This is a genomic window from Stenotrophomonas sp. P5_A9 (genome assembly GCF_056400525.1).
The window spans coordinates 1-19,353 of record NZ_JBFULC010000069.1 but is presented as its reverse complement, the minus strand read 5'-3'; the positions used below and the strand labels follow the sequence as shown (position 1 = coordinate 19,353).

Below are 19,353 nucleotides of genomic sequence, written 5' to 3'. Positions count from 1 at the left end.
CCACCTGACCAATCCTGCCGACCATGGCGGCGAAGCCAGCCAAGCACAGTGCTCCGTCCTTGGATCCCGTATCGCTCCTGGGCCTTTTTGTAGGTCAGTTCCCCGCGCTCGACCTGGTCGACCACCGACAATTTGAAGGCCAGCGAGTAATCCCGCTGGCTGCGCCTGAGTGTTGAATCCATTGAACATTCCTCTTCCTGTGGGAAAAGGTGTCAACCCAATTCAGGACGGGTCACCGCCCACAAAAAAGCCCCGGCTCGCGCCGGGGCTTTTCCGTTTCAGGGCGTTACCGCCGGATCAACGATCCGGACGGTGCGCCGTGTTCGCTTCGCCCTGGCGCTCCAGGAACTCCTTGGACGGTTCGTCCAGCTTGTCGCCCAGCATACGGCGGACCACCACGAAGAACACCGGAATCATCAGCAGACCCAGGAAGGTGGCGAACACCATGCCGCCGATCACGCCGGTACCGATGGCGTGACGCGCGTTGGCGCCGGCACCGGTGGAGATGGCCATCGGCACCACGCCCATGATGAAGGCGAACGAGGTCATCAGGATGGGACGGAAACGCAGGCGCGAGGCTTCGATGGTCGCTTCGCGCAGGTTCTTGCCCGCCGCCCGCTGTTCCACCGCGAACTCCACGATCAGAATCGCGTTCTTGGCCGCCAGGCCGATCACCGTGATCAGGCCGATCTTGAAGTACAGATCGTTGGGCAGGCCGCGTGCCAGCGAGAACGCCAGCGCACCGAGCACGCCCAGCGGCACCACCAACAGCACCGCCACCGGGATCGACCAGCTCTCATACAGCGCGGCCAGGCACAGGAACACCACCACGATGGACAGCACCAGCAGCAGGGTGGCCGCGTTGCCCGCCAGGATTTCCTGGTAGGACATGCCCGACCAGTCGTAACCGAAGCCGGCCGGCAGGTCGTCGCTGACGATCCGTTCCATCGCCTGCATCGCTTCACCCGAGCTGCGCCCGGCGGCCTGCGAACCGACGATGTTCACCGCCGAATAGCCGTTGTAGCGGCTCAGCGACGGCGGCGCGGACACCCACTCGGACTTCACCACGGTGCTCAGCGGGATCATCGCCTGCGTGCCGTCGGGATTGGTCTGCAGGGTGCTGGGCGTGTAGAAGCTGTTCAACGACTCCGCGCCGGTGCGGTACGGGCCATCGGCCTGCAGGGTCACGCGCTTGATGCGGCCTTCATAGAAGAAGTCGTTGACGTACACCGGGGCCAGCATCAGCTGGATGGTGCTGTACACGTCCGACACCGACAGGCCCATGGTCTGCGCCTGCACGCGGTCCACGTGCAACTGCAGCTGCGGCGCGTTTTCCAGGCCGTTGGGGCGCACGCCGGTCAGCAGGTCGCTTTCCTGTGCGGCCTTGCCGAGCAGGATGTTGCGCGCCTGCGTCAGCTGGTCGTAGCCGGCACCGCCACGGTCCTGCAGCCACATGTCGAAGCCGCCGAACTGGCCCAGGCCCTGCACGGTGGGCAGGTTGACCACGAAGATCTGCGCTTCCTTGATGCCGTAGAACGCGCCGTTCATGTTGTTGATGAACTCGGGCACGGTGACGTCGCGGTCGGCCCACGGCTTGAGCCGGATGAAGCCCATGCCGACGTTTTCGCCGGAACCGACGAAGCTGAAACCGGCCACCTGCAGCATGCCCTCGAAGCCATCCTGCTTCTCCAGCACGCCACGCATCTGCGCGAACGCCGCGTTGGTCTGCGACTTGGTCGAGCCCGGCGGCAGCTGCACGATCGCCAGCGCATAGCCCTGGTCTTCCTCGGGCAGGAAGCTGCCCGGCATGCGCGTGAACAGGAAACCGCACAGCGCGGTGAGCACCACGAACAGGATCATCCAGCGCGGGGCATGCTTCACCGCCGAGGTGATATGGCCGACGTAGGTGTTGCTGACCTTGTCGTAGTACTTGTTGAAGGTGCGGTAGACGACGTTCGGATTGTCGTTGTGCGTGGGCTTGAGGAAGGTCGCGCACAGCGCCGGGGTGAAGCCCAGCGCCAGGAACGCCGAGAACGCCATGGCGATGGCGATGGTCAGCGCGAACTGCTTGTAGATTTCGCCGGCCGCACCGCCCTGCAGGGCCGAGGGAATGAACACCGCCGCCAGCACCACGGTGATGGCTACCACCGCGCCGGTGATCTGGGTCATGGCCTTCTGGGTGGCGGCCTTGGGCGGCAGCTTCTCCTCGGTCATGATGCGTTCGACGTTCTCGATGACCACGATGGCGTCATCGACCACGATGCCGATCGCCAGCACCATCGCAAACAGGGTCAGCTGGTTGATGGTGAAACCGATGATGCTCATGCCCAGGAACGTGCCGAGCAGGGCCACCGGGATGACCAGGGTCGGGATCAGGGTGGCGCGGAAGTTCTGCAGGAAGATCAGCATCACCAGGAACACCAGCACGACCGCTTCGATCAGGGTCTTGACCACTTCCTCGATCGAGATCTTGACGAAGGTGGTGCTGTCGTACGGCGAGAACCAGCTGACACCGGCCGGGAAGCTCGGGGACAGTTCGTCCATCTTGGCGGTGACCGAATTGGCCACGTTCAAGGCGTTGGCGCCCGGCAGCAACTGGATCGCGAAGGCACCGGTGGGCTTGCCGTTGTACTGGGTGTCAAAGCCGTAGTTGTTCGCACCGAAGGCAATACGTGCGATGTCCTTGAGCAGCACGCGCGAGCCGTCGGCATTGGCGCGCAGGATGATGTTCTCGAACTCCTGCGGCGAGCTGAAGCGGCCTTCGGCCGAGACCGTGGCGGTGAAGTAGTGGCCTTCCGGGGACGGATCCGAGCCCAGCGAACCGGCCGCGAACTGCACGTTCTGGTCCTTGATCGCGGCCAGCACCTGGCTGGCGGACAGGCCGTAGCCCTGCATCTTTTCCGGGTTGAGCCAGATGTTCATGGCGTACTCGGAACCGAACTGCTGGGTGCTGCCGACGCCGGGAATACGCGAGATCTGGTCGAGCACGCGCGAACCGACGATGTCGTTGAGCGCATCCCGGTTGATGGAGGCATTGTCGGACTGCAGCGCCACCACCATCAGGAAGCCGGCGTTGGCCTTGGCCACCACCACGCCCTGCTGGGTCACCTCGGTGGGCAGGCGGGGGGTTGCCAGCGACACCTTGTTCTGCACCTGGACCTGGGCGATGTCCGCATCGGTGCCGGTCTCGAAGGTCAGGGTGATGGTGACGCGGCCGTTGGAGGCCGAGGAAGAGCTGAAGTACAGCAGGTGATCGATACCGGTCAGCTGCTGCTCGATCACCTGGGTGACCGACTTTTCGGCGGTGTCGGCGCTGGCGCCGGGGTAGGTGGCGCTCACCGTCACCTGGGGCGGTGCGATGCTTGGATAGGACTCCACGCCCAGGCCAAGGATCGAGATCACGCCCGCAAGCGAGATCAGGATCGCGACCACCCAGGCGAAGACCGGGTGTTCAATGAAAAATTTAGGCATGACGGATGATTCCCGTTATTGCTTGTTCGGTTCGGCAGCCGGAGCGGCGCCGGACGTTTCGGCAGCGGCGTCGGCTGGGGCGGCGGCGTCAGGCTTGGCGGCAGCCGCCGGAGCGGCCCCTGCCGGCGCAGCACCTGCCGGGGCCTGGCCATTGGCGTTGGCGGCGTTGGGGTTCCACGGGGCCGCCTTGGCCGGCGCGCCTTCCTTGACCTTCTGCACACCGGCCACGATCACCTGGTCGCCCGGTTCAAGGCCACCGCTGACCAGCCAGCTGCTGCCCTGCTGGCCTTCGCTCTTGACGTTCTTGCGGGCGACCTTGCCATCCTTGCCGACCACCAGCACGTAGCCGCCGGTGGTGTCGCGCTGCAGTGCCTGCAGCGGGACCAGGTAAGCGTTGTTGCGCTCGCCCAGGGTCGCCTGGAAGCTGACGAAGGCACCCGGCAGCAGGATCTGCTGCGGATTGGGCAGCACCGCGCGCAGCGACACCGCGCCGGTGGCCGGGTCGACCGTGGTCGAGGAGAAGTCCAGCGTACCCGGCTGGTCGTAGACGGTGCCGTCGGACAGCTTGACCTGCACGGTCGACTTGCCGTCACCGCTCAGCGCCACCTGGCCCTTGGCCTGCGCCGCGCGCATCTGGGTCAGCTCGTCCACGCTCATCGAGAAGTTCACGTACAGCGGATCGAGCTGGTCCACGGTGGTGAGCAGGGTCACATCGCCCTGGCCAACCAGCGCGCCTTCGGTGACCTGCTGCTTGCCGGCGCGGCCGCTGATCGGCGCGGTGACTTCGGCGTAGCCGAGGTTGATCTTCGCGCTGGTCAGGGCGGCCTGGGCCTGCTGCACGGCCGCTGAGGCGGTGCGTTCGGTGGCCTCGGCGGCGTCCAGGTCAGACTTGGATACGTACTGCTGCGGGGCCAGCGATCGGGCGCGGTTGGCGGCGGCCTTGGCGTTGGCATAGCTGGCCTGGGCCGAGGCCAGCTCGGCCTGGGAGGCGTTCAACGAGGCCTGCAGTGGCGCCGGGTCGATCAGGAACAGGACCTGGCCCTGCTTGACGTCGGCACCTTCCTGATAGACGCGCTTGAGCAGCACGCCCGGCACGCGGGCGCGCACGTCGGCGCTGCGGAACGGCGACAGACGGCCGACCAGCTCACGCTGCAGCGGCAGGGTCTGCGGCTTGGCTTCGATAACGCCCACTTCCGGCGGCGGGGGCGTCTGCTGCTCTGGCTTCTTGCAGGCGGTCAGTGCAACAGCAACTGCGCACGTCAGGGCAAGGGTGCGGAGTGGGGCGATCATCAGGAAAAACTCCGGTGTTGGTTTGAATGCGGAGCCGCGGCGGATTCCGGCGTGGCGAACGCGCGCAGGAAGCTGTCAACGGAGAATTCTGCCCAGCGGTGGCGCATGGCGGCGTCCTCCCGGTGGGGGGTATGGAAGCGCTGTTTCTCGAAATCCAAGCCGGCGATCATGCTCAATAGCAGTTCGGCCATGAAGTGCGGGTCGTCATGCCCGAGCTGGCCCAGGGCCATGCGGCTCTCAAGCCATTCAGCGACGTGAAGGATCAACGCCCCGGCGCCGTCGCGGTAAAGGGCGCGGGCTTCCTGGGGGAACTGGCCGGAGTCGGCTGCGATCAGGCGCCGGGCCTGGGCCACGTGGGGCTGGTTGCAGTGTTCGAGGTAGTCGGTGGCGAACTGCAGCAGGCTGCCGCGCAGGTCGCCCTCGTCCAGGCTGTGCAGCCCGGCGGTGGCCCGGCTGACGTGCCGCTGCATCACCCGGCGCAACAGTTCCTGCTTGCTGCCATAGCGGCTGTAGAGCGTCTGCTTGGAACACCCGGCCTGCTGCGCCACCGCCTCCATGCTGATCTGCATGCCCTGGGTGGCGAACAGGTCACGCACAGCATCGAACACGCGCTGGTCGCGCGCATCCAGGCAACTGGCGGCGGGGTGGGGGGGATTCACGCGGTGGACTATACCGTCCAGTTCAGAATTGGAGAAGTCTTGTGTTTTGACCGCTTTTGATACCCATCGTCAAGTTGCCACAGATTCGGCCGATGCTGCGTTGCGTAGAACTCTCAGGCTGCTATCCGTACTCGTACGAATTGACGAGCATGCCGATGCGCGTGACGTAAACGCCACCCAACCCGAATTGCCTTATTCCGTCCTGCAGCAAGGTATTTTTGTGCGGTAGGCCTACAATTTCATTTTCCCAACTGAGCAACACGCACCGCTCTGCCATGAAACCGCAAAAACCAGCAGCCAAGACCGTGAAAAACAAATCCAAACCAGCCGATACGCAGACTGTTTCGCCAGTGGGCTTCTCGCTGGAGCCGGTGTACACGGCCTTGCGCAAGCGCTACCCGTCCGCCGGGCAGGCCGAGGCAGTGGCGTTCGCCGCCGACTTCTACAAGCGCATGGAGGCGGACGAGTTCCCGCACCACACCGCCGAAGAGTGGGCTGCGCTTGCCGCCGACACGCTGGAGTTCGCGCGTGCCCGCAAGCCTGGCAAGGCCAACGTGCGCGTGTTCAACCCGAGCCTGAAGGGCAATGGGTGGGAATCGCCGCATACCGTGCTGCAGATCGTCAATGACGACATGCCGTTCCTGGTCGACACGGTCACCATGTCGCTGGCCGAGCATGGCATCGGCGTGCATGTCCTGGGCCACCCGGTGATCCGCTTCGGCCGTGACAAGGCCGGCAAGCTGGCCGGCGTGGGCGAGGGCAACCCCGAATCGGTGATGTTGCTGGAGATCGACCGCCAGCCGGCCGACGCCATGGCCGACGTCGAGCAGGCGATCACCAAGGCGCTCGATGAGGTGCGTGCCATCGTCGGCGATTGGGATGCCATGCGCAGCAAGGCCAAGAGCCTGGCCGACGACCTGGGCACCCGCCAGTTGCCGATCGACGCCGCCTCGCGCGCCGAGGCACAGGAGTTCCTGCGCTGGGCTGCCGACAACCACTTCACCTTCTTCGGCTATCGCGAGTACCGCGTGGAGAAGCAGGGCAAGGAAGACGTGCTGGCCCCGCTCAATGCGACCGGCCTGGGCCTGATGCGCGGCAAGGACACCTCCGCCGCCCGTCCGGTCAAGACGCTGGCCGCGCAGGGCCTCAACGCCACCACCGGGTTGAAGGATGCGCTGATCCTGACCAAGACCAATGCCCGTTCGCGCGTGCATCGCGCCGGTTACATGGATTACATCGGCGTGCTGGAATTCGACGCCAAGGGCAAGATCATCGGCGAGCAGCGCTTCCTGGGCCTGTTCACCTCCAGCGCCTACAACCGCCGCCCGTGGGAAATCCCGCTGGTGCGCCAGCGCCACGAATACGTGATGAGCCAGTCGGGCCTGGCCCCGAGCAGCCACAGCGGCAAGGCCCTTCGCCACATCCTGGAAACGCTGCCGCGCGAAGAGCTGTTCCAGTCCAGTGAAGACGAGCTGTTCCGCACCGCGATGGGCGTGCTGGGTCTGCAGGAGCGCGTGCGCAGCCGCCTGTTCCTGCGCCGCGACAAATACAGCCGCTTCATCTCCGCGCTGGTCTACCTGCCGCGCGAACGCTTCAACACCGATGTGCGCCTGCGCATCGAAGCCATGCTCAAGGACGCCCTGCAGGGCGAGTACGTGGACAGCTCGGTGGTCCTCGGCGAATCGCCGCTGGCCCAGGTGCACCTGATCGTGCGCCCGAAGGCTGGCCAGACCCTGGAAGTGGACACCAGCGAGCTGGAGCAGAAGCTGGCCCAGGTCCTGCGCAACTGGCAGGACGACCTGCGTGAAGCACTGGTGGCCCGCCACGGTGAAAGCGAAGGTCTGCGCATTGCCGCCCGCATCGGCAAGGCACTGCCGGCCGGCTACATCGAAGACTCCAGCACCGAGATCGCCGCCAACGACGTCAGCCAGCTCGACGCGCTGACCGGCCCGGACGACCTGCGCCTGAGCCTGCAGGCCGTGCAACGCGAAGGCGGCGAAGGCCTGCGCCTGAAGCTGTATCGCCAGCTGGACGATATTCCGCTGTCGGACGCGCTGCCGATGATGGAAAACATGGGCCTGCGCGTGATCGCCGAGCGTCCGTACCGCCTGACGGTCGACAACGCCCCGGTCTACGTGCAGGACTTCGAAGTGGAATCGGTGGCCGGTGCGATCGACGCCCCGAGCGTGGATGCCGCCTTCGGTGAAACCTTCGCCCGCGTGTGGCACGGCGATGCCGAGAACGACGGGTTCAACCGTCTGGTGCTGGCCGCTGGCCTGCATTGGCGCCAGGTGGCGATGCTGCGTGGCTACTGCAAGTACCTGCTGCAGACCGGCGTGCCGTTCTCGCAGGCCTATGTGGAAGGCACCTTCACCCGCTACCCGCTGCTGGCGCGCCTGCTGGTGGAACTGTTCGAAGCCCGCTTCGATCCGGCCACCGGCCACGAGAGCAAGGACGCCATCGCCGAGGGCCAGGCCGAGCTGCGCGCGCACCTGACCGTGCTTGCCGGCGGTGACGAGGCTACGCTGAAGGTGCTCAAGACCGTGGTCGATGCGCGCAAGGGCGACCGCACCGTGCAGATGGATGCCGCGCGCGACGCGCTGCTGAAGCTGATGGACCGCGTGTCCAGCCTGGATGAAGACCGCATCCTGCGCAGCTTCATGGGCGTGATCGACGCGACCCTGCGTACCAGCTACTACCAGACCGATGCGGAAGGCCGTCCGGGCCACGTCATCAGCTTCAAGTTCGATTCGGCGCTGGTGCCGGACCTGCCCAAGCCGCGCCCGTACCGCGAAATCTTCGTATATGGCCCGCGCGTGGAAGGCACCCACCTGCGCTTCGGTGCCGTGGCCCGTGGTGGCCTGCGCTGGTCGGACCGTCGTGAAGACTTCCGGACCGAAGTGCTGGGCCTGGTCAAGGCGCAGATGGTCAAGAACACGGTCATCGTGCCGGTCGGCGCGAAGGGCGGTTTCTTCGCCAAGATGCCGCCGGTGAACGGCGACCGCGATGCGGTGTTCGCCAACGGCGTGGCCTGCTACAAGCTGTTCATCCAGGGCCTGCTGGACATCACCGACAACATCGTCAACAACAAGATCGTGCCGCCGGTGGACGTGGTCCGCCACGACATGGACGACCCGTACCTGGTGGTGGCCGCCGACAAGGGCACTGCGACCTTCTCCGACATCGCCAATGGCCTGGCCATCGCGCATGGCTTCTGGATGGGCGATGCGTTCGCCTCCGGTGGTTCGGTGGGTTACGACCACAAGGGCATGGGCATCACCGCACGCGGTGCGTGGGAGTCGGTCAAGCGCCACTTCCGTGCGCTGGGCCGTGACAGCCAGAGCCAGGACTTCACCACGGTGGGCGTCGGCGACATGTCCGGCGACGTGTTCGGCAACGGCATGCTGCTGTCGCGCCACATCCGCCTGGTGGCCGCGTTCGATCACCGCCACATCTTCCTGGACCCGAATCCGGATGCGGCCAGCACGTTCGTCGAACGCGAGCGTCTTTTCACCGTGCCGCGCTCGAGCTGGGCCGACTACGACGCCAAGCTGATCAGCAAGGGCGGTGGCATCTTCCCACGCTCGCTGAAGTCCATCGAGATCACCCCGCAGGTGCGTGAGGCACTGGGCCTGGAGGACACCGTCAAGGCGATGTCGCCCAACGATCTGATGAGCGCCATCCTCAAGGCGCCGGTGGACCTGCTGTGGAACGGCGGCATCGGCACCTACGTCAAGGCGTCGACCGAGCAGCACAGCGATGTCGGCGACCGCGCCAACAACGCACTGCGCGTCAACGGTGGCGAGCTGCGCTGCAAGGTGGTGGGCGAGGGCGGCAACCTGGGCATGACCCAGCTGGGCCGCATCGAGGCTGCCCAGGCCGGCGTGCTGCTCAACACCGACTTCATCGACAACTCGGCCGGTGTGGACACCTCCGACCACGAAGTCAACATCAAGATCCTGCTCAACGATGTGGTGCGGGCCAAGAAGCTGACCGTTGAACAGCGCAACAAGCTGCTGGCGTCGATGACCGACGAAGTGGCCGCGCTGGTGCTCAACGACAACTACCGCCAGAACCAGGCCCTGAGCCTGATGGAGCGGATGGCGGTCAAGCGCCTGGGCTCCAAGCAGCACTTCATCCGCACGCTGGAGCAGCAGGGCCTGCTCGATCGCCAGATCGAGTTCCTGCCCTCCGATGCCGAGCTGTCCGCGCGCAAGGCACGTGGCCAGGGGCTGACCCGTCCGGAACTGTCGGTGCTGCTGTCCTATTCCAAGCTGGTGGCCTTCCAGCAGCTGCTGGAATCGGACATCCCGGAAGATCCGTACCTGTCCAAGGAACTGCAGCGCTACTTCCCCACGCCGCTGCAGAAGAAGTACGCCGATGCGATGGAGCGTCACCGCCTGAAGCGCGAAATCATCGCCACGGCCGTGACCAACCAGACCATCAACCGGATGGGCGCCACCTTCCTGATGCGCATGCAGGAAGACACCGGCCGCACCGTGGCCGAGGTCGCCAAGGCGTACACGATCAGCCGTGAAACGCTGGACGCGCGCGCGCTGTGGGCACAGATCGACGCCCTCGACGGCACGCTGCCGGAGTCGGTGCAGATCGACGCGCTGGAAGTGATCTGGAAGCTGCAGCGTTCGTTCGTACGCTGGCTGCTGTCGCGCCCGGGCGCCATGCCCGGCATCACCGAGGCGGTCAACCGCTACCAGGCGGCCTTCAACGACATCCGCGTCGCCTCCGRCGTGCTGCCCGATTCGCAGCGTCCGTCCTACGAGGCCAGCGTGGCCGAGTGGAAGGAGAAGGGCCTGCCGCCGGCCCTGGCGCAGCAGTTGTCCGAACTGCAGTTCCTGGAACCGGCGTTCGACATCATCGAACTGGCCCGCACCCGCAAGCTCAAGCCGGTGGACGTCTCCAAGGTCCACTTCCGCCTGGGCGACGCCCTGCAGCTGCCGTGGCTGTTCGAGCAGATCGACGCGCTGGAGGTCAACGGCCGCTGGCACGCCGTGGCCCGTGGCGTGCTGCGCGACGAGCTGGCTGCCCATCACCGCAACCTGGCTGCCCAGGTGCTGTCGATGAAGGGTGCCAGCGCCGAAGCCAAGGTCGCTGCCTGGATCGGTCGCGACGACAGCAGCCTGCGCTTCACGCTGTCGATGCTGGCCGAACTGGCCGAGCAGAAGACGCTGGACTACCCGACCGTGTCGGTCGCCGTCCAGCGTCTGGGCCAATTGGCCGCACACGGCGCGTAAGCGATAGCGCCGGGCGCTGCCCGGTGGCGTGAAAAGGAAACGGCCCCGCAATCGCGGGGCYGTTTTCGTTTCCGGTCGTGCCGGCCGCTGGCTGGCAATCGCATGGACCTGCCGGCGCGGACGCGTATCCGGTCAGCGGCCGGCACGACCGGGTATGCTCTTGCTGGCATACCCCACCCGGATCCACCGATGAGCGACACCCCCCGTATCGCCTTCCTGGCCAGCAACACCGAGGCCGCGCAGCAGGCCCTGGCCGCGATGCTGGCCCGTTATGGCGCGTGCACGCCCGAGCAGGCCGACGTGCTGTGCCCGCTGGGCGGCGATGGCTTCATGCTGCAGACCCTGCATCGCTACGCGGCGCTGGGCAAGCCGGTGTTCGGCATGAAGCTGGGCACGGTGGGATTCCTGATGAACCAGTTCCGTGACGACGACCTGCCGGCGCGGCTGGACGCGGCCGAGCCGGCGCACCTGCGGCCGCTGGAGATGCTGGCGCTGACCGAATCAGGCACCAGCACCGGATCGCTGGCCTACAACGACGTCTCGCTGCTGCGCCAGACCCGCCAGGCCGCGCATATCGGCGTGGACCTCAACGGCCAGGAGCGCGTGGCCGAGCTGATCGGCGACGGTGTGCTGGTGGCCACGCCGGCGGGCAGCACCGCCTACAACTATTCCGCGCATGGCCCGATCCTGCCGCTGGGCTCGCACACCATCGCGCTGACGCCGCTGGCCCCGTATCGCCCACGTCGCTGGCGCGGTGCGATCCTCAAGGCCGATACCGAAGTGCGCTTCCGCGTGCTGGATCCCTACAAGCGCCCGGTCAGCGTCACTGCCGATTCGCACGAGACCCGCGACGTGGTCGAGGTGACCATCCGCGAGTCGCGCGAGCGCCGGGTGACCTTGTTGTTCGACCAGGAGCACAACCTGGAAGACCGTATCCTCAGCGAACAGTTCATGTTCTGAGCCGGCCTGGCCGTGGCGGCCGCGCACTGTGGGACAATGGCTGGCCGGCCGCTGCGGCCGCATTGGATTGCTGAGTGCCATGGGCGACAACACCCCCCGTCTGCTGACCGTCGCGGTGACCTCGCGCGCGCTGTTCGACCTGGAAGAAGGCCACGCGCTGTTCGAGGCCGAGGGCGTGGATGCCTACGCCGAGTACCAGCGCAAGCACGAGGATGACGTGCTGCGCCCGGGCGTGGCGTTCCCGGTGGTGCGCAAGCTGCTGGCCCTCAACCAGGGCCAGTCGCCGGAGTCGCCGCGGGTGGAAGTGATCCTGCTCTCGCGCAATTCGGCCGATACCGGGCTGCGCATCTTCAACTCGATCCAGCATTACGGCCTGGGCATCATCCGCGCCACGTTCACCGCCGGCGAACCGACCTGGCCGTACGTGAAGCCGTTCGGCACCGATCTGTTCCTGTCGGCCAATCCCGAATCGGTGCGCCGCGCGCTGCTGCACGGCATCGCTGCCGCCACCATCCTGCCCAAGCCACCGGGCGAGACGATCGCCGCGGCCGAGCAGGTGGACATGGGGCGTCCGCTGGGTCAGCTGCGCATCGCCTTCGATGGCGATGCGGTGATCTTTGGTGATGAGAGCGAGCGCATCTCGCGCGAGCAGGGCGTGGAAGCTTTCGGCCGGCACGAGCGCGAGAACGCGCGCGAGCCGCTCAGTGGCGGCCCGTTCCGCAATTTCCTTTCGGCGCTGCACACGCTGCAGGCGGTGTTCCCGTCCGGCGAGGATGCGCCGATCCGTACCGCGCTGGTCACCGCGCGTTCGGCGCCGGCGCATGAGCGGGTGATCCGCACCCTGCGCGAGTGGGGCGTGCGCCTGGATGAGGCCCTGTTCCTGGGCGGCCGCCACAAGGGGCCGTTCCTGGAAGCGTTCGGGGCGGATATCTTCTTCGACGATTCGCAGCACAACATCGACAGCGCCCGTCAGCACCAGAGCGTGGCGGCCGGGCACGTGCCGCATGGCGTGGCCAACGACGGCTGATCGGCGCGTGGTCTTCCCACCCACGGTGGGGGGCTAACGGACCGGCAACACCATCGGCGGGGTGGCTTCTTCGTTGCCCAGCGGCAGGCGGATATCCACCAGCTTCCAGCGCAGGCCCGACCGCTGCAGCACGAACACCACCGGCTCGCCCTGCGCGGTACGGGTGGTGGCGGTGAAGCGCGACAGCGACTCGAAATGGTGCTCGGCCCCCTGCAGCGGCCGCGGCTTGCGCGGCGCGGCGTAGGGGTCGTTGCTTTCCAGGTCGTTGCTGGCGCGTTTCCACAGGGTGTGGCCTTCCATCAGCGCGCCGATCCCGGTCGGGGTCACCATCGCATCCACCGCGGTGCCGGTGAGCGTCTCGCTCGCCGAGAGCAGCAGCGCGCCCAGCAGGTTGGACTGCACGTCCGGCCCGGCGCGACGGACCACATAGTCGTTGAGCTGCGCGCGCAGGTTGGCGCGCAGCATCGGGAAGTCGACGTAGCGGTCGAGTTTGGCGGTATCGCGCGCCTCGATGGCCTGGGCCAGTCCGCGCACGGTCAGGTACGGGCCGCTGAACAGGATGCCTGCCAGCAACAGCAGCAGGGCCAGCAACAACCAGGGCAGTTTCTTCATTCGTCACGCATCGTCGAAAGGCACTGCGCCGAGCTTGCCGCAGTGCGTGTCAGCCGGTGTGAACACTACTGGCTGGGCGAACCGCCGCCACGCTGGAACGCGGCGACCAGGCGTGCGCGTTCGTCCGGCTGCAGCGCATCCACCCGGGTGTCCAGGATCTGCTCCAGATTGCGCACGCGGGTGGTCCCGAGTACGCCGCTGGCGATGCCAGGATGCTGCAGGACATAGGCGAACGCGGTCTGCGCGGGGGTCTGTGAATGTATCGCGGCCACCGCGCGCTGCATGTCGCGTGCACTACGCATCAACTGGCGGCTGGACGGTTTCAGCCAGGCGCGCGCCAGGTACCAGGCATCGGCCAGGCGCGGCACGCGGGGCCGTGCCGGGAGCAGATGGCCCTGTGCCAATACGGTGCCGGCCAGCACGCCGATGCCGGCATCGTGCATGGCCGTGATCAGCGGCTCGCGGTCCTGCTGCAGCGCGTTGTAGTCGATCAGCGCGACATCGAACAGCGCCGGGTGGTCGACCAGATGCTGCATGGTCGCGCCGGTGTGGGTATTGATGCCGAGCAGGCGGAACATGCCGTTGCGACGCATGCGGGCCAGTGCGCTGAGCAGTTCATCGTTGATCTGCGCCAGGCCGATGCCGTGCAGCTGGAAGATGTCCAGATGATCGCAGTGCAGGTTGCGCAGTGAGGCGGCGCAGCTGCGCTCGATCGCCTCCGGGGAGAAATCGCGTTGTTCGGCGCCGCTCACCCCGGCCTGGCCGGTCAGCGTGCCGCCCTTGCTGGAGATCACCAGGCCATCGCGTGGATGGTTGGCGAAGGCGCGTTGCAGGATCCGGCCCAGCCGCGGTTCGGCGTTGAAGGCCGAGTAATTGTGGCCGGTGTCGAACAGGTTGACCCCGCGCTCCAGCGCGCGCCGCACGATGCGTTCGGCCTCGGCTTCGGCGAAACGCCGGTTGCCCCAGAACCCGGAGCAGCCCAGGGCGATCTGCGATACCTGCAGGCCGCTGCGGCCCAGTGGCCGCCGCGGAAGGGGGGAGGGGGTTGCCATCGTGCTCAGAATTCAAGGTCCAGCGCGGCGCACAGGTAGTCCACGAACGGACCGAGGGTGACCAGGTCGGCGGCGATGGTCTGGCGCAGGCGCGGCCCGGTCATGGTGGCGTCGTCCAGCGAACGCCAGAACACCCAGTTGCGGTGCTTGAGGTCGTCGATGAATTCGAAGTCCGGCTCGAAGCCACGCGGCGGGCGCACCWGCTTCTCGCTTTGCTCGAAGTCGAACTTCTTCCGCAGTACCGGCGAGTGCGCGGCGGCCTTCCAGCTGCCCGGGTTGTCGACGATGAAATGCCGCACCTTGCGCTGCGTGGCCGGCTCGGGATGCCACAGGCCGGCACCCACAAAACTCTCGCCCGGCTGCAGGTGGATGTAGAACGACGGCGCGGGTACCTGCTTGCGGCGCTCATGGAACAGGCGCGCGCCCTGCCAGCTCTTGTAGGGTGACTTGTCGTTGGAGAAGCGCGCGTCGCGATAGATGCGGAACAGCGAGCCACCCACGCCACGGGGATCGGCGCGGAAGTGTTCGCTCACTGCCGCCAGGTCCGGCTGCAGGTCGGCGATCAGGCGCAGAAATGGCTGGCGCACATGCTCTTCGTATTGCGGCTTGTGTTCGTTGAACCAGGTCTTGTCGTTGTGGCGGGCCAGGCCGCGCAGGAAGGTGAAGCTCTTCGGACTGAAATAGCTGCTCACAGGCTCTGCTCCAGGTCGGTGCCCCAATCGCGCAGCTGCTGCAGCAGGGCGAGTTTGCCGGGGTCGGTGGCATGTTCGGTGGCCAGCGCGTCCAGCTGTTGCCGGAACTGCGGCAGGTTCTGCTCGCCCAGTGCGGCATCCCCGAGCAGGCGCTGGCGACGGTAGTCGTTCCAGCGGGTGCGCTCGGCCGCATCCAGGGTCGGCAGATGATTGCGCGCCCGGTAGCGGAACAGCAGTTCAGGCATGCGCGGATCGCGCAGGCGCTCGGCGAAGCTGGCCAGTTCTGTCGGGGGACTGGTGCGGATGCGGGTCATCAGCGCCTTGTCGCCATCGGCAAGGAAGCCGTCGTACAGGGACGCATCGACATCGCTCGGCGGCAACACGCGTTCGCCACCGAATACCTGCCGCACCTTCTCGGCCAGTGCCGGGGCGAGCTCGCGCAGGCGTGCGGCCTTGGCCTCGATCGCGGCCACGTCCAGGCCGAGGCGTGCATGGTCGGCGGCGCGCAGGTGGTTCCAGGCGACCAGCGCCGGCACCTTGTTGACGTGTACTTCCTTGAGCGGTACGCGCTGTTCGCCTTCGGCCAGGTCCGCCGCGCGGGTGTACAGGCGCGCGGCGATGGTTTCGGCCGGCAGCGCCAGCAGTGCGTCGATGTCGCCCTCCAGGTCGAACACGATGATGCGGTTGTTGATGTACGGGTGACGCGCCAGCGGCAGCACCGGTGCGGCGCACATGCGCTGGGCGGGATAACGCATCGAGATGTGCAGCACCGGCTGCATCGCATCGACGTCGAGCAGGCTGCCGACGAAACGTTTGTCGCGCAGCTTCAGCGCGTAGTCCCACAGGCGCGGCTGGGCCTGCTTGAACAGGCGTGCCATGCCGATGGTGGCGTGCACGTCCGACAGGGCCTCGTGTGCGTCGCCCTGACGCACGTTGTTGGCGGTGGCCAGGTGCTCAAGCTTGAACGAGGTGGCACCATCCTCGCGTTGCGGCCAGACCACGCCTTCGGGGCGCAGCGCGTGCAGCAGGCGCATCATGTCCAGCAGGTCCCAGCGCGAGTTGCCGTTGCGCCACTCGCGCTCGTAGGGATCGAAGAAATTGCGGAACAGCCCGTGGCGCACGAACTCATCATCGAAGCGCAGCGTGTTGTAGCCCAGCGAGCAGGTGCCCGGTCGCGCCATCAGGTCGTTGATGCGCGAGAACGCCTCGGCCTCGCTGACGCCGGTGGCAAGCGCGTGCTGCGGGGTGATGCCGGTGATCAGCGTGGCCACCGGCGAGGGCAGCAGGTCGTCGGCCGGCTTGACGTAGAAGCTGACCGGCGCCTCGATGATGTTCAGCTCGGCATCGGTGCGGATCGAAGCGAACTGCGCGACGCGGGTGCGCCGCGGGTCCTGGCCGAAGGTTTCCAGGTCGTAGAACAGGAAGCTGTCTGCCATCAGTGTGCGCCCTCCAGTACGGGCAGCTGCGTGTGCACGATGCGCTCCAGTGCAGGCCAGTCGATGTGGTCCAGGCTGTCGTGCCCGGCGGTGGCCTCTTCCAGGATGCGCCGCTGCAGTTCGGTGCGCTCCAGCGCTACCGCGTAGGGCGTGTGCAGGAAGGTCACCATCGTGTAATGCGGCACGAAACGGGTCGGCCAGCGCGCCTGCAGCGCCTGTTCCAGCTCACGCTGCAGCAGGAATGCCGGGTCGGCGACACGGTCGCGCATCTCCAGATAGTTTTCCAGCGCCATCTGCTGGATGGCTTCGGCATTCGGCTTGCGATCCGCTTCGAACGCGGCGAAGGCGTCGCCCAGCGAGTCCTGTTGCAGTAGGTGGCCAGCCAGCGCCACGCAGTCTTCGAACGCGCAGTTCATGCCCTGGCCGTGGAAGGGCACCATCGCATGGGCGGCGTCGCCGAGCAGCACGGCGCGGCCCTGCAGGTGCCAGTGGGTGAGGTGCAGCGTGCCGAGCAGGCCCGGCGGATGTTCTTCCCAGTCACGGCGCAGGTTGGGGATCAGTGCCAGCGCATCGGGGAAGTCACGTGCGAACAGCGCTTCGGCTTCGGCCCCGGTGGTGGTGGTGGCAAAGCTGGGATCGCCCTTGTTGGGCAGGAACAGGGTAACGGTGAACGTGCCTTCGTCGTTGGGCAGCGCGATGCACATGTAGTGGCCACGGGGCCAGATATGCAGGGCGTTGGCCTCGATGCGGAAGCCGCCATCGGCGGTGGGCGGGATCTCCAGCTCCTTGTAGGAGTGGTCGAGGAAGTCGATGCGTTCGTCCAGCGGCTGCTTGCGGTTCATCGCCGCGCGCAGTGCCGAGCCGGCACCGTCGGCGCCGATCAGGGTATCGAAGCGGATGTCGTGCGGCTGGTCGTCGCGGTCGTCGATGAAGCGTGCGTAGCCGGCGTCGAAATCGACCGTGTGCAGACGGCGATGGAAGTGCACGCTGGCTCCGGCATCTTCGGCCAGCTGCAGCAGGGTGGTGTTGAGGTCCTTGCGGTGGATGGACCAGATCACTTCGCTGTCGTCGCGCCCATAGCGCTGCAGCTGCGGCTCGCCATGGCGCGGGTGGATCATGCGCCCGCGCATCATCACCGCCTTGGCCATGACCGCGTCTTCGACACCGGCTTGGCGCAACGCGTTGCGGCCGCGCTCGGCCAGGGCCAGGTTGATCGAGCGGCCGGACTCGTAATCGCTGATGCGCGGGTCGCCGCGGCGTTCGTACAGGGTGATCCGCCAGCCCTGGCGGGACAGCAGGATGGCGAGCAGGGAGCCGGCCAGGCCAGCGCCGATGATGCTCAACGAGCGGGAGGGGGTAGCGATCAAGTCGGTGTCCGCAAGGGGGAGGGGGCGCGGCTTAGTGGCCGGCCCAGGCGTCCACTTCGTCGATGAAGTGGTGCAGGTCCTGGTAACGGTTGTACGCCGGGGTGGGCGAGATGCGGATGACGTCCGGTTCGCGCCAGTCGCCGAGCACGCCGACGGTCTGCAGGTACTCGAACAGGCTGCGGCCGCGCTCGCGCCCGCCGATGACGCGCAGCGAGAGCTGGCAGCCCCGGCGTTCGGGCTCGCTTGGGGTCAGCACTTCGAGCACCCGCGGCAGGCGGGCGCGCACGAGGGCATCGAGCAGGCCGGTCAGGCGCAACGATTTCTCGCGCAGGGCGGCGATGCCGCCGGCCTTGTCGACCACGTCCAGGGCAGCGCGCAGCGGCGCCAGGCCGAGCACCGGCGGGTTGCTGAGCTGCCAGCCTTCGGCGCCGGCGGTGGGCACGAACTGCGGGGCCATCTTGAAGCGGGTGGCTTCCTCGTGGCCCCACCAGCCGGCGAAGCGGGGCAGGGTGGTGTCGCGGTGATGGCGTTCGTGGACGAAGCAGCCGGCGACGGCGCCGGGGCCGGCGTTGAGGTACTTGTAATGGCACCAGATGGCGAAATCCGGGGCGATGTCGTGCAGTTGCAGCGGCACGTTGCCGACGGAGTGGGCCAGGTCGAAGCCGATGCGGGCGCCCTGCAGGCGCGCCATGCGGGTGATGGCGTCGAGGTCGAACACCTGGCCGCTGCGGTACTGCACGCCGGGCCACAGCACCAGCGCCAGGCGCGGGCCGTGTTCGGTGATGGCGCGTTCGATGGCCTTCAGGGAAATGGTGCCGTTGGGTTCGTCAGGCTGGACTTCGATGAGGTCGGTGGCCGGGTCGAAGCCGTGGAAGCGGATCTGCGATTCGACCGCGTGGCGATCGGTGGGGAACGCGCCGGCTTCGATGAGGATGGCCGGTCGCTGTGCGGTGGGCCGGTAGAAGCTGACCATCATCAGGTGCAGGTTGACGCTGAGGGTGTTCATGGCAACCACTTCGCTGGGCAGGGCGCCGACGATGCGGGCGAGCTGTTCGCTGACCAGGCGGTGGTAGCGCAGCCACTGGGTGTCACCGGTGAAGTGGCCTTCGACGGCCAGGCTGGCCCATTTGTCCATGACGTCCTGGACGGCGGCACGGGCGCCACGCGGTTGCAGGCCGAGGGAGTTGCCGACGAAGTAGGTCTGGTCGCGATGGTTGTGCTGGGGGAAGATGAATTCGCCGCGGATGGCGCGCAGGGGATCGGCGGCGTCCAGGGCAACGGCATGGGTGCGGCTGAGAATGTCGGACATGGTGCAACCCGCGTGACAGTGGCTGACAGTTTATCCGGTGGTGGGGGTGTGGGGTGTTGTGGGGTGTGTGTTGGTAAAGGCAACAGGCAACGCCAACCGCCAACCGCCAACGTCAACGTCAACGTCAACGTCAACGTCAACGTCAACGTCAACCGCAACGGCGTCCTGTGTGGGCGGTGGCTGGGCTGGCGCGGTGCGGGTGGGTTGCCGGGACACGCCGTAAACC

Annotated in this window: 11 protein-coding genes and 2 pseudogenes; 3 read left to right on the top strand and 10 right to left on the bottom strand. The window is 66.8% G+C overall.

The window, feature by feature from the left end:
- The 4 genes and pseudogenes from AC1DR7_RS17485 to AC1DR7_RS17470 form a co-directional block, all read right to left on the bottom strand.
- Positions 1-182, bottom strand: a pseudogene (locus tag AC1DR7_RS17485) (IS3 family transposase); the annotation flags it as partial.
- A 115-nt stretch (positions 183-297) separates the two neighbouring features.
- Positions 298-3,471 (bottom strand): multidrug efflux RND transporter permease subunit, encoded by a 3,174-nt coding sequence (locus AC1DR7_RS17480; protein ID WP_256774557.1) that lies wholly within the window; start codon positions 3,469-3,471, stop codon positions 298-300.
- Positions 3,472-3,486: 15 nt separating this feature from the next.
- Positions 3,487-4,761: an efflux RND transporter periplasmic adaptor subunit gene (locus AC1DR7_RS17475; protein ID WP_256774556.1), complete on the bottom strand. Its 1,275-nt coding sequence runs from the start codon at positions 4,759-4,761 to the stop codon at positions 3,487-3,489.
- Positions 4,761-5,420 carry a TetR/AcrR family transcriptional regulator gene (locus AC1DR7_RS17470; RefSeq protein WP_457321860.1) on the bottom strand — a complete coding sequence of 220 codons (660 nt, stop codon included), beginning with the start codon at positions 5,418-5,420 and terminating at the stop codon, positions 4,761-4,763. Before AC1DR7_RS17470 ends, AC1DR7_RS17475 begins: the two co-directional genes overlap by 1 nt.
- 356 nt (positions 5,421-5,776) lie before the next feature.
- On the opposite strand from AC1DR7_RS17470, the pseudogene AC1DR7_RS17465 reads away from it, so the two are divergent.
- The 3 genes and pseudogenes from AC1DR7_RS17465 to AC1DR7_RS17455 form a co-directional block, all read left to right on the top strand.
- Positions 5,777-10,672 (top strand): annotated as a pseudogene (locus tag AC1DR7_RS17465) (NAD-glutamate dehydrogenase); the annotation flags it as partial.
- A gap of 189 nt (positions 10,673-10,861) precedes the next feature.
- Positions 10,862-11,632 (top strand): NAD kinase, encoded by a 771-nt coding sequence (locus AC1DR7_RS17460; RefSeq protein ID WP_256774553.1) that lies wholly within the window; start codon positions 10,862-10,864, stop codon positions 11,630-11,632.
- A gap of 79 nt (positions 11,633-11,711) precedes the next feature.
- Positions 11,712-12,659, top strand: coding sequence for a 5'-nucleotidase (locus AC1DR7_RS17455; protein ID WP_256774552.1), 948 nt, complete (start codon positions 11,712-11,714; stop codon positions 12,657-12,659).
- 33 nt (positions 12,660-12,692) lie between these two features.
- Here the strand turns inward: AC1DR7_RS17455 and AC1DR7_RS17450 are convergent, their stop codons facing one another.
- From AC1DR7_RS17450 to kynU, 6 genes are all read right to left on the bottom strand, one after another.
- Positions 12,693-13,271 carry a DUF2939 domain-containing protein gene (locus AC1DR7_RS17450; RefSeq protein ID WP_457319355.1) on the bottom strand — a complete coding sequence of 193 codons (579 nt, stop codon included), beginning with the start codon at positions 13,269-13,271 and terminating at the stop codon, positions 12,693-12,695.
- Positions 13,272-13,336: 65 nt separating this feature from the next.
- Positions 13,337-14,323 carry an aldo/keto reductase gene (locus AC1DR7_RS17445; RefSeq protein ID WP_478051661.1) on the bottom strand — a complete coding sequence of 329 codons (987 nt, stop codon included), beginning with the start codon at positions 14,321-14,323 and terminating at the stop codon, positions 13,337-13,339.
- Between the two features lie 5 nt (positions 14,324-14,328).
- Entirely contained in the window at positions 14,329-15,015 is a 687-nt protein-coding gene (locus AC1DR7_RS17440) for a DUF2461 domain-containing protein (RefSeq protein ID WP_478076578.1), read from the bottom strand.
- Entirely contained in the window at positions 15,012-16,451 is a 1,440-nt protein-coding gene (gene sbcB, locus AC1DR7_RS17435) for an exodeoxyribonuclease I (protein WP_457320163.1), read from the bottom strand. The genes AC1DR7_RS17440 and sbcB overlap by 4 nt, the downstream gene beginning before the upstream one ends.
- Entirely contained in the window at positions 16,451-17,818 is a 1,368-nt protein-coding gene (locus AC1DR7_RS17430; protein ID WP_457320165.1) for an FAD-dependent oxidoreductase, read from the bottom strand. Before AC1DR7_RS17430 ends, sbcB begins: the two co-directional genes overlap by 1 nt.
- A gap of 31 nt (positions 17,819-17,849) precedes the next feature.
- Complete coding sequence (kynU, locus tag AC1DR7_RS17425) at positions 17,850-19,127, bottom strand: kynureninase (protein WP_457320167.1); 1,278 nt, start codon at positions 19,125-19,127, stop codon at positions 17,850-17,852.
- Positions 19,128-19,353 lie beyond the last annotated feature (226 nt).

Excerpts from the sequence above, each read along its gene's own strand:
- AC1DR7_RS17480 (WP_256774557.1), bottom strand. The coding sequence starts at position 3,471 with ATGCCTAAATTTTTCATTGAACACCCGGTCTTCGCCTGGGTGGTCGCG.
- AC1DR7_RS17475 (WP_256774556.1), bottom strand. The coding sequence starts at position 4,761 with ATGATCGCCCCACTCCGCACCCTTGCCCTGACGTGCGCAGTTGCTGTT.
- AC1DR7_RS17460 (WP_256774553.1), top strand. The coding sequence starts at position 10,862 with ATGAGCGACACCCCCCGTATCGCCTTCCTGGCCAGCAACACCGAGGCC.
- AC1DR7_RS17455 (WP_256774552.1), top strand. The coding sequence starts at position 11,712 with ATGGGCGACAACACCCCCCGTCTGCTGACCGTCGCGGTGACCTCGCGC.
- AC1DR7_RS17450 (WP_457319355.1), bottom strand. The coding sequence starts at position 13,271 with ATGAAGAAACTGCCCTGGTTGTTGCTGGCCCTGCTGCTGTTGCTGGCA.
- AC1DR7_RS17445 (WP_478051661.1), bottom strand. The coding sequence starts at position 14,323 with ATGGCAACCCCCTCCCCCCTTCCGCGGCGGCCACTGGGCCGCAGCGGC.
- sbcB (WP_457320163.1), bottom strand. The coding sequence starts at position 16,451 with ATGGCAGACAGCTTCCTGTTCTACGACCTGGAAACCTTCGGCCAGGAC.
- kynU (WP_457320167.1), bottom strand. The coding sequence starts at position 19,127 with ATGTCCGACATTCTCAGCCGCACCCATGCCGTTGCCCTGGACGCCGCC.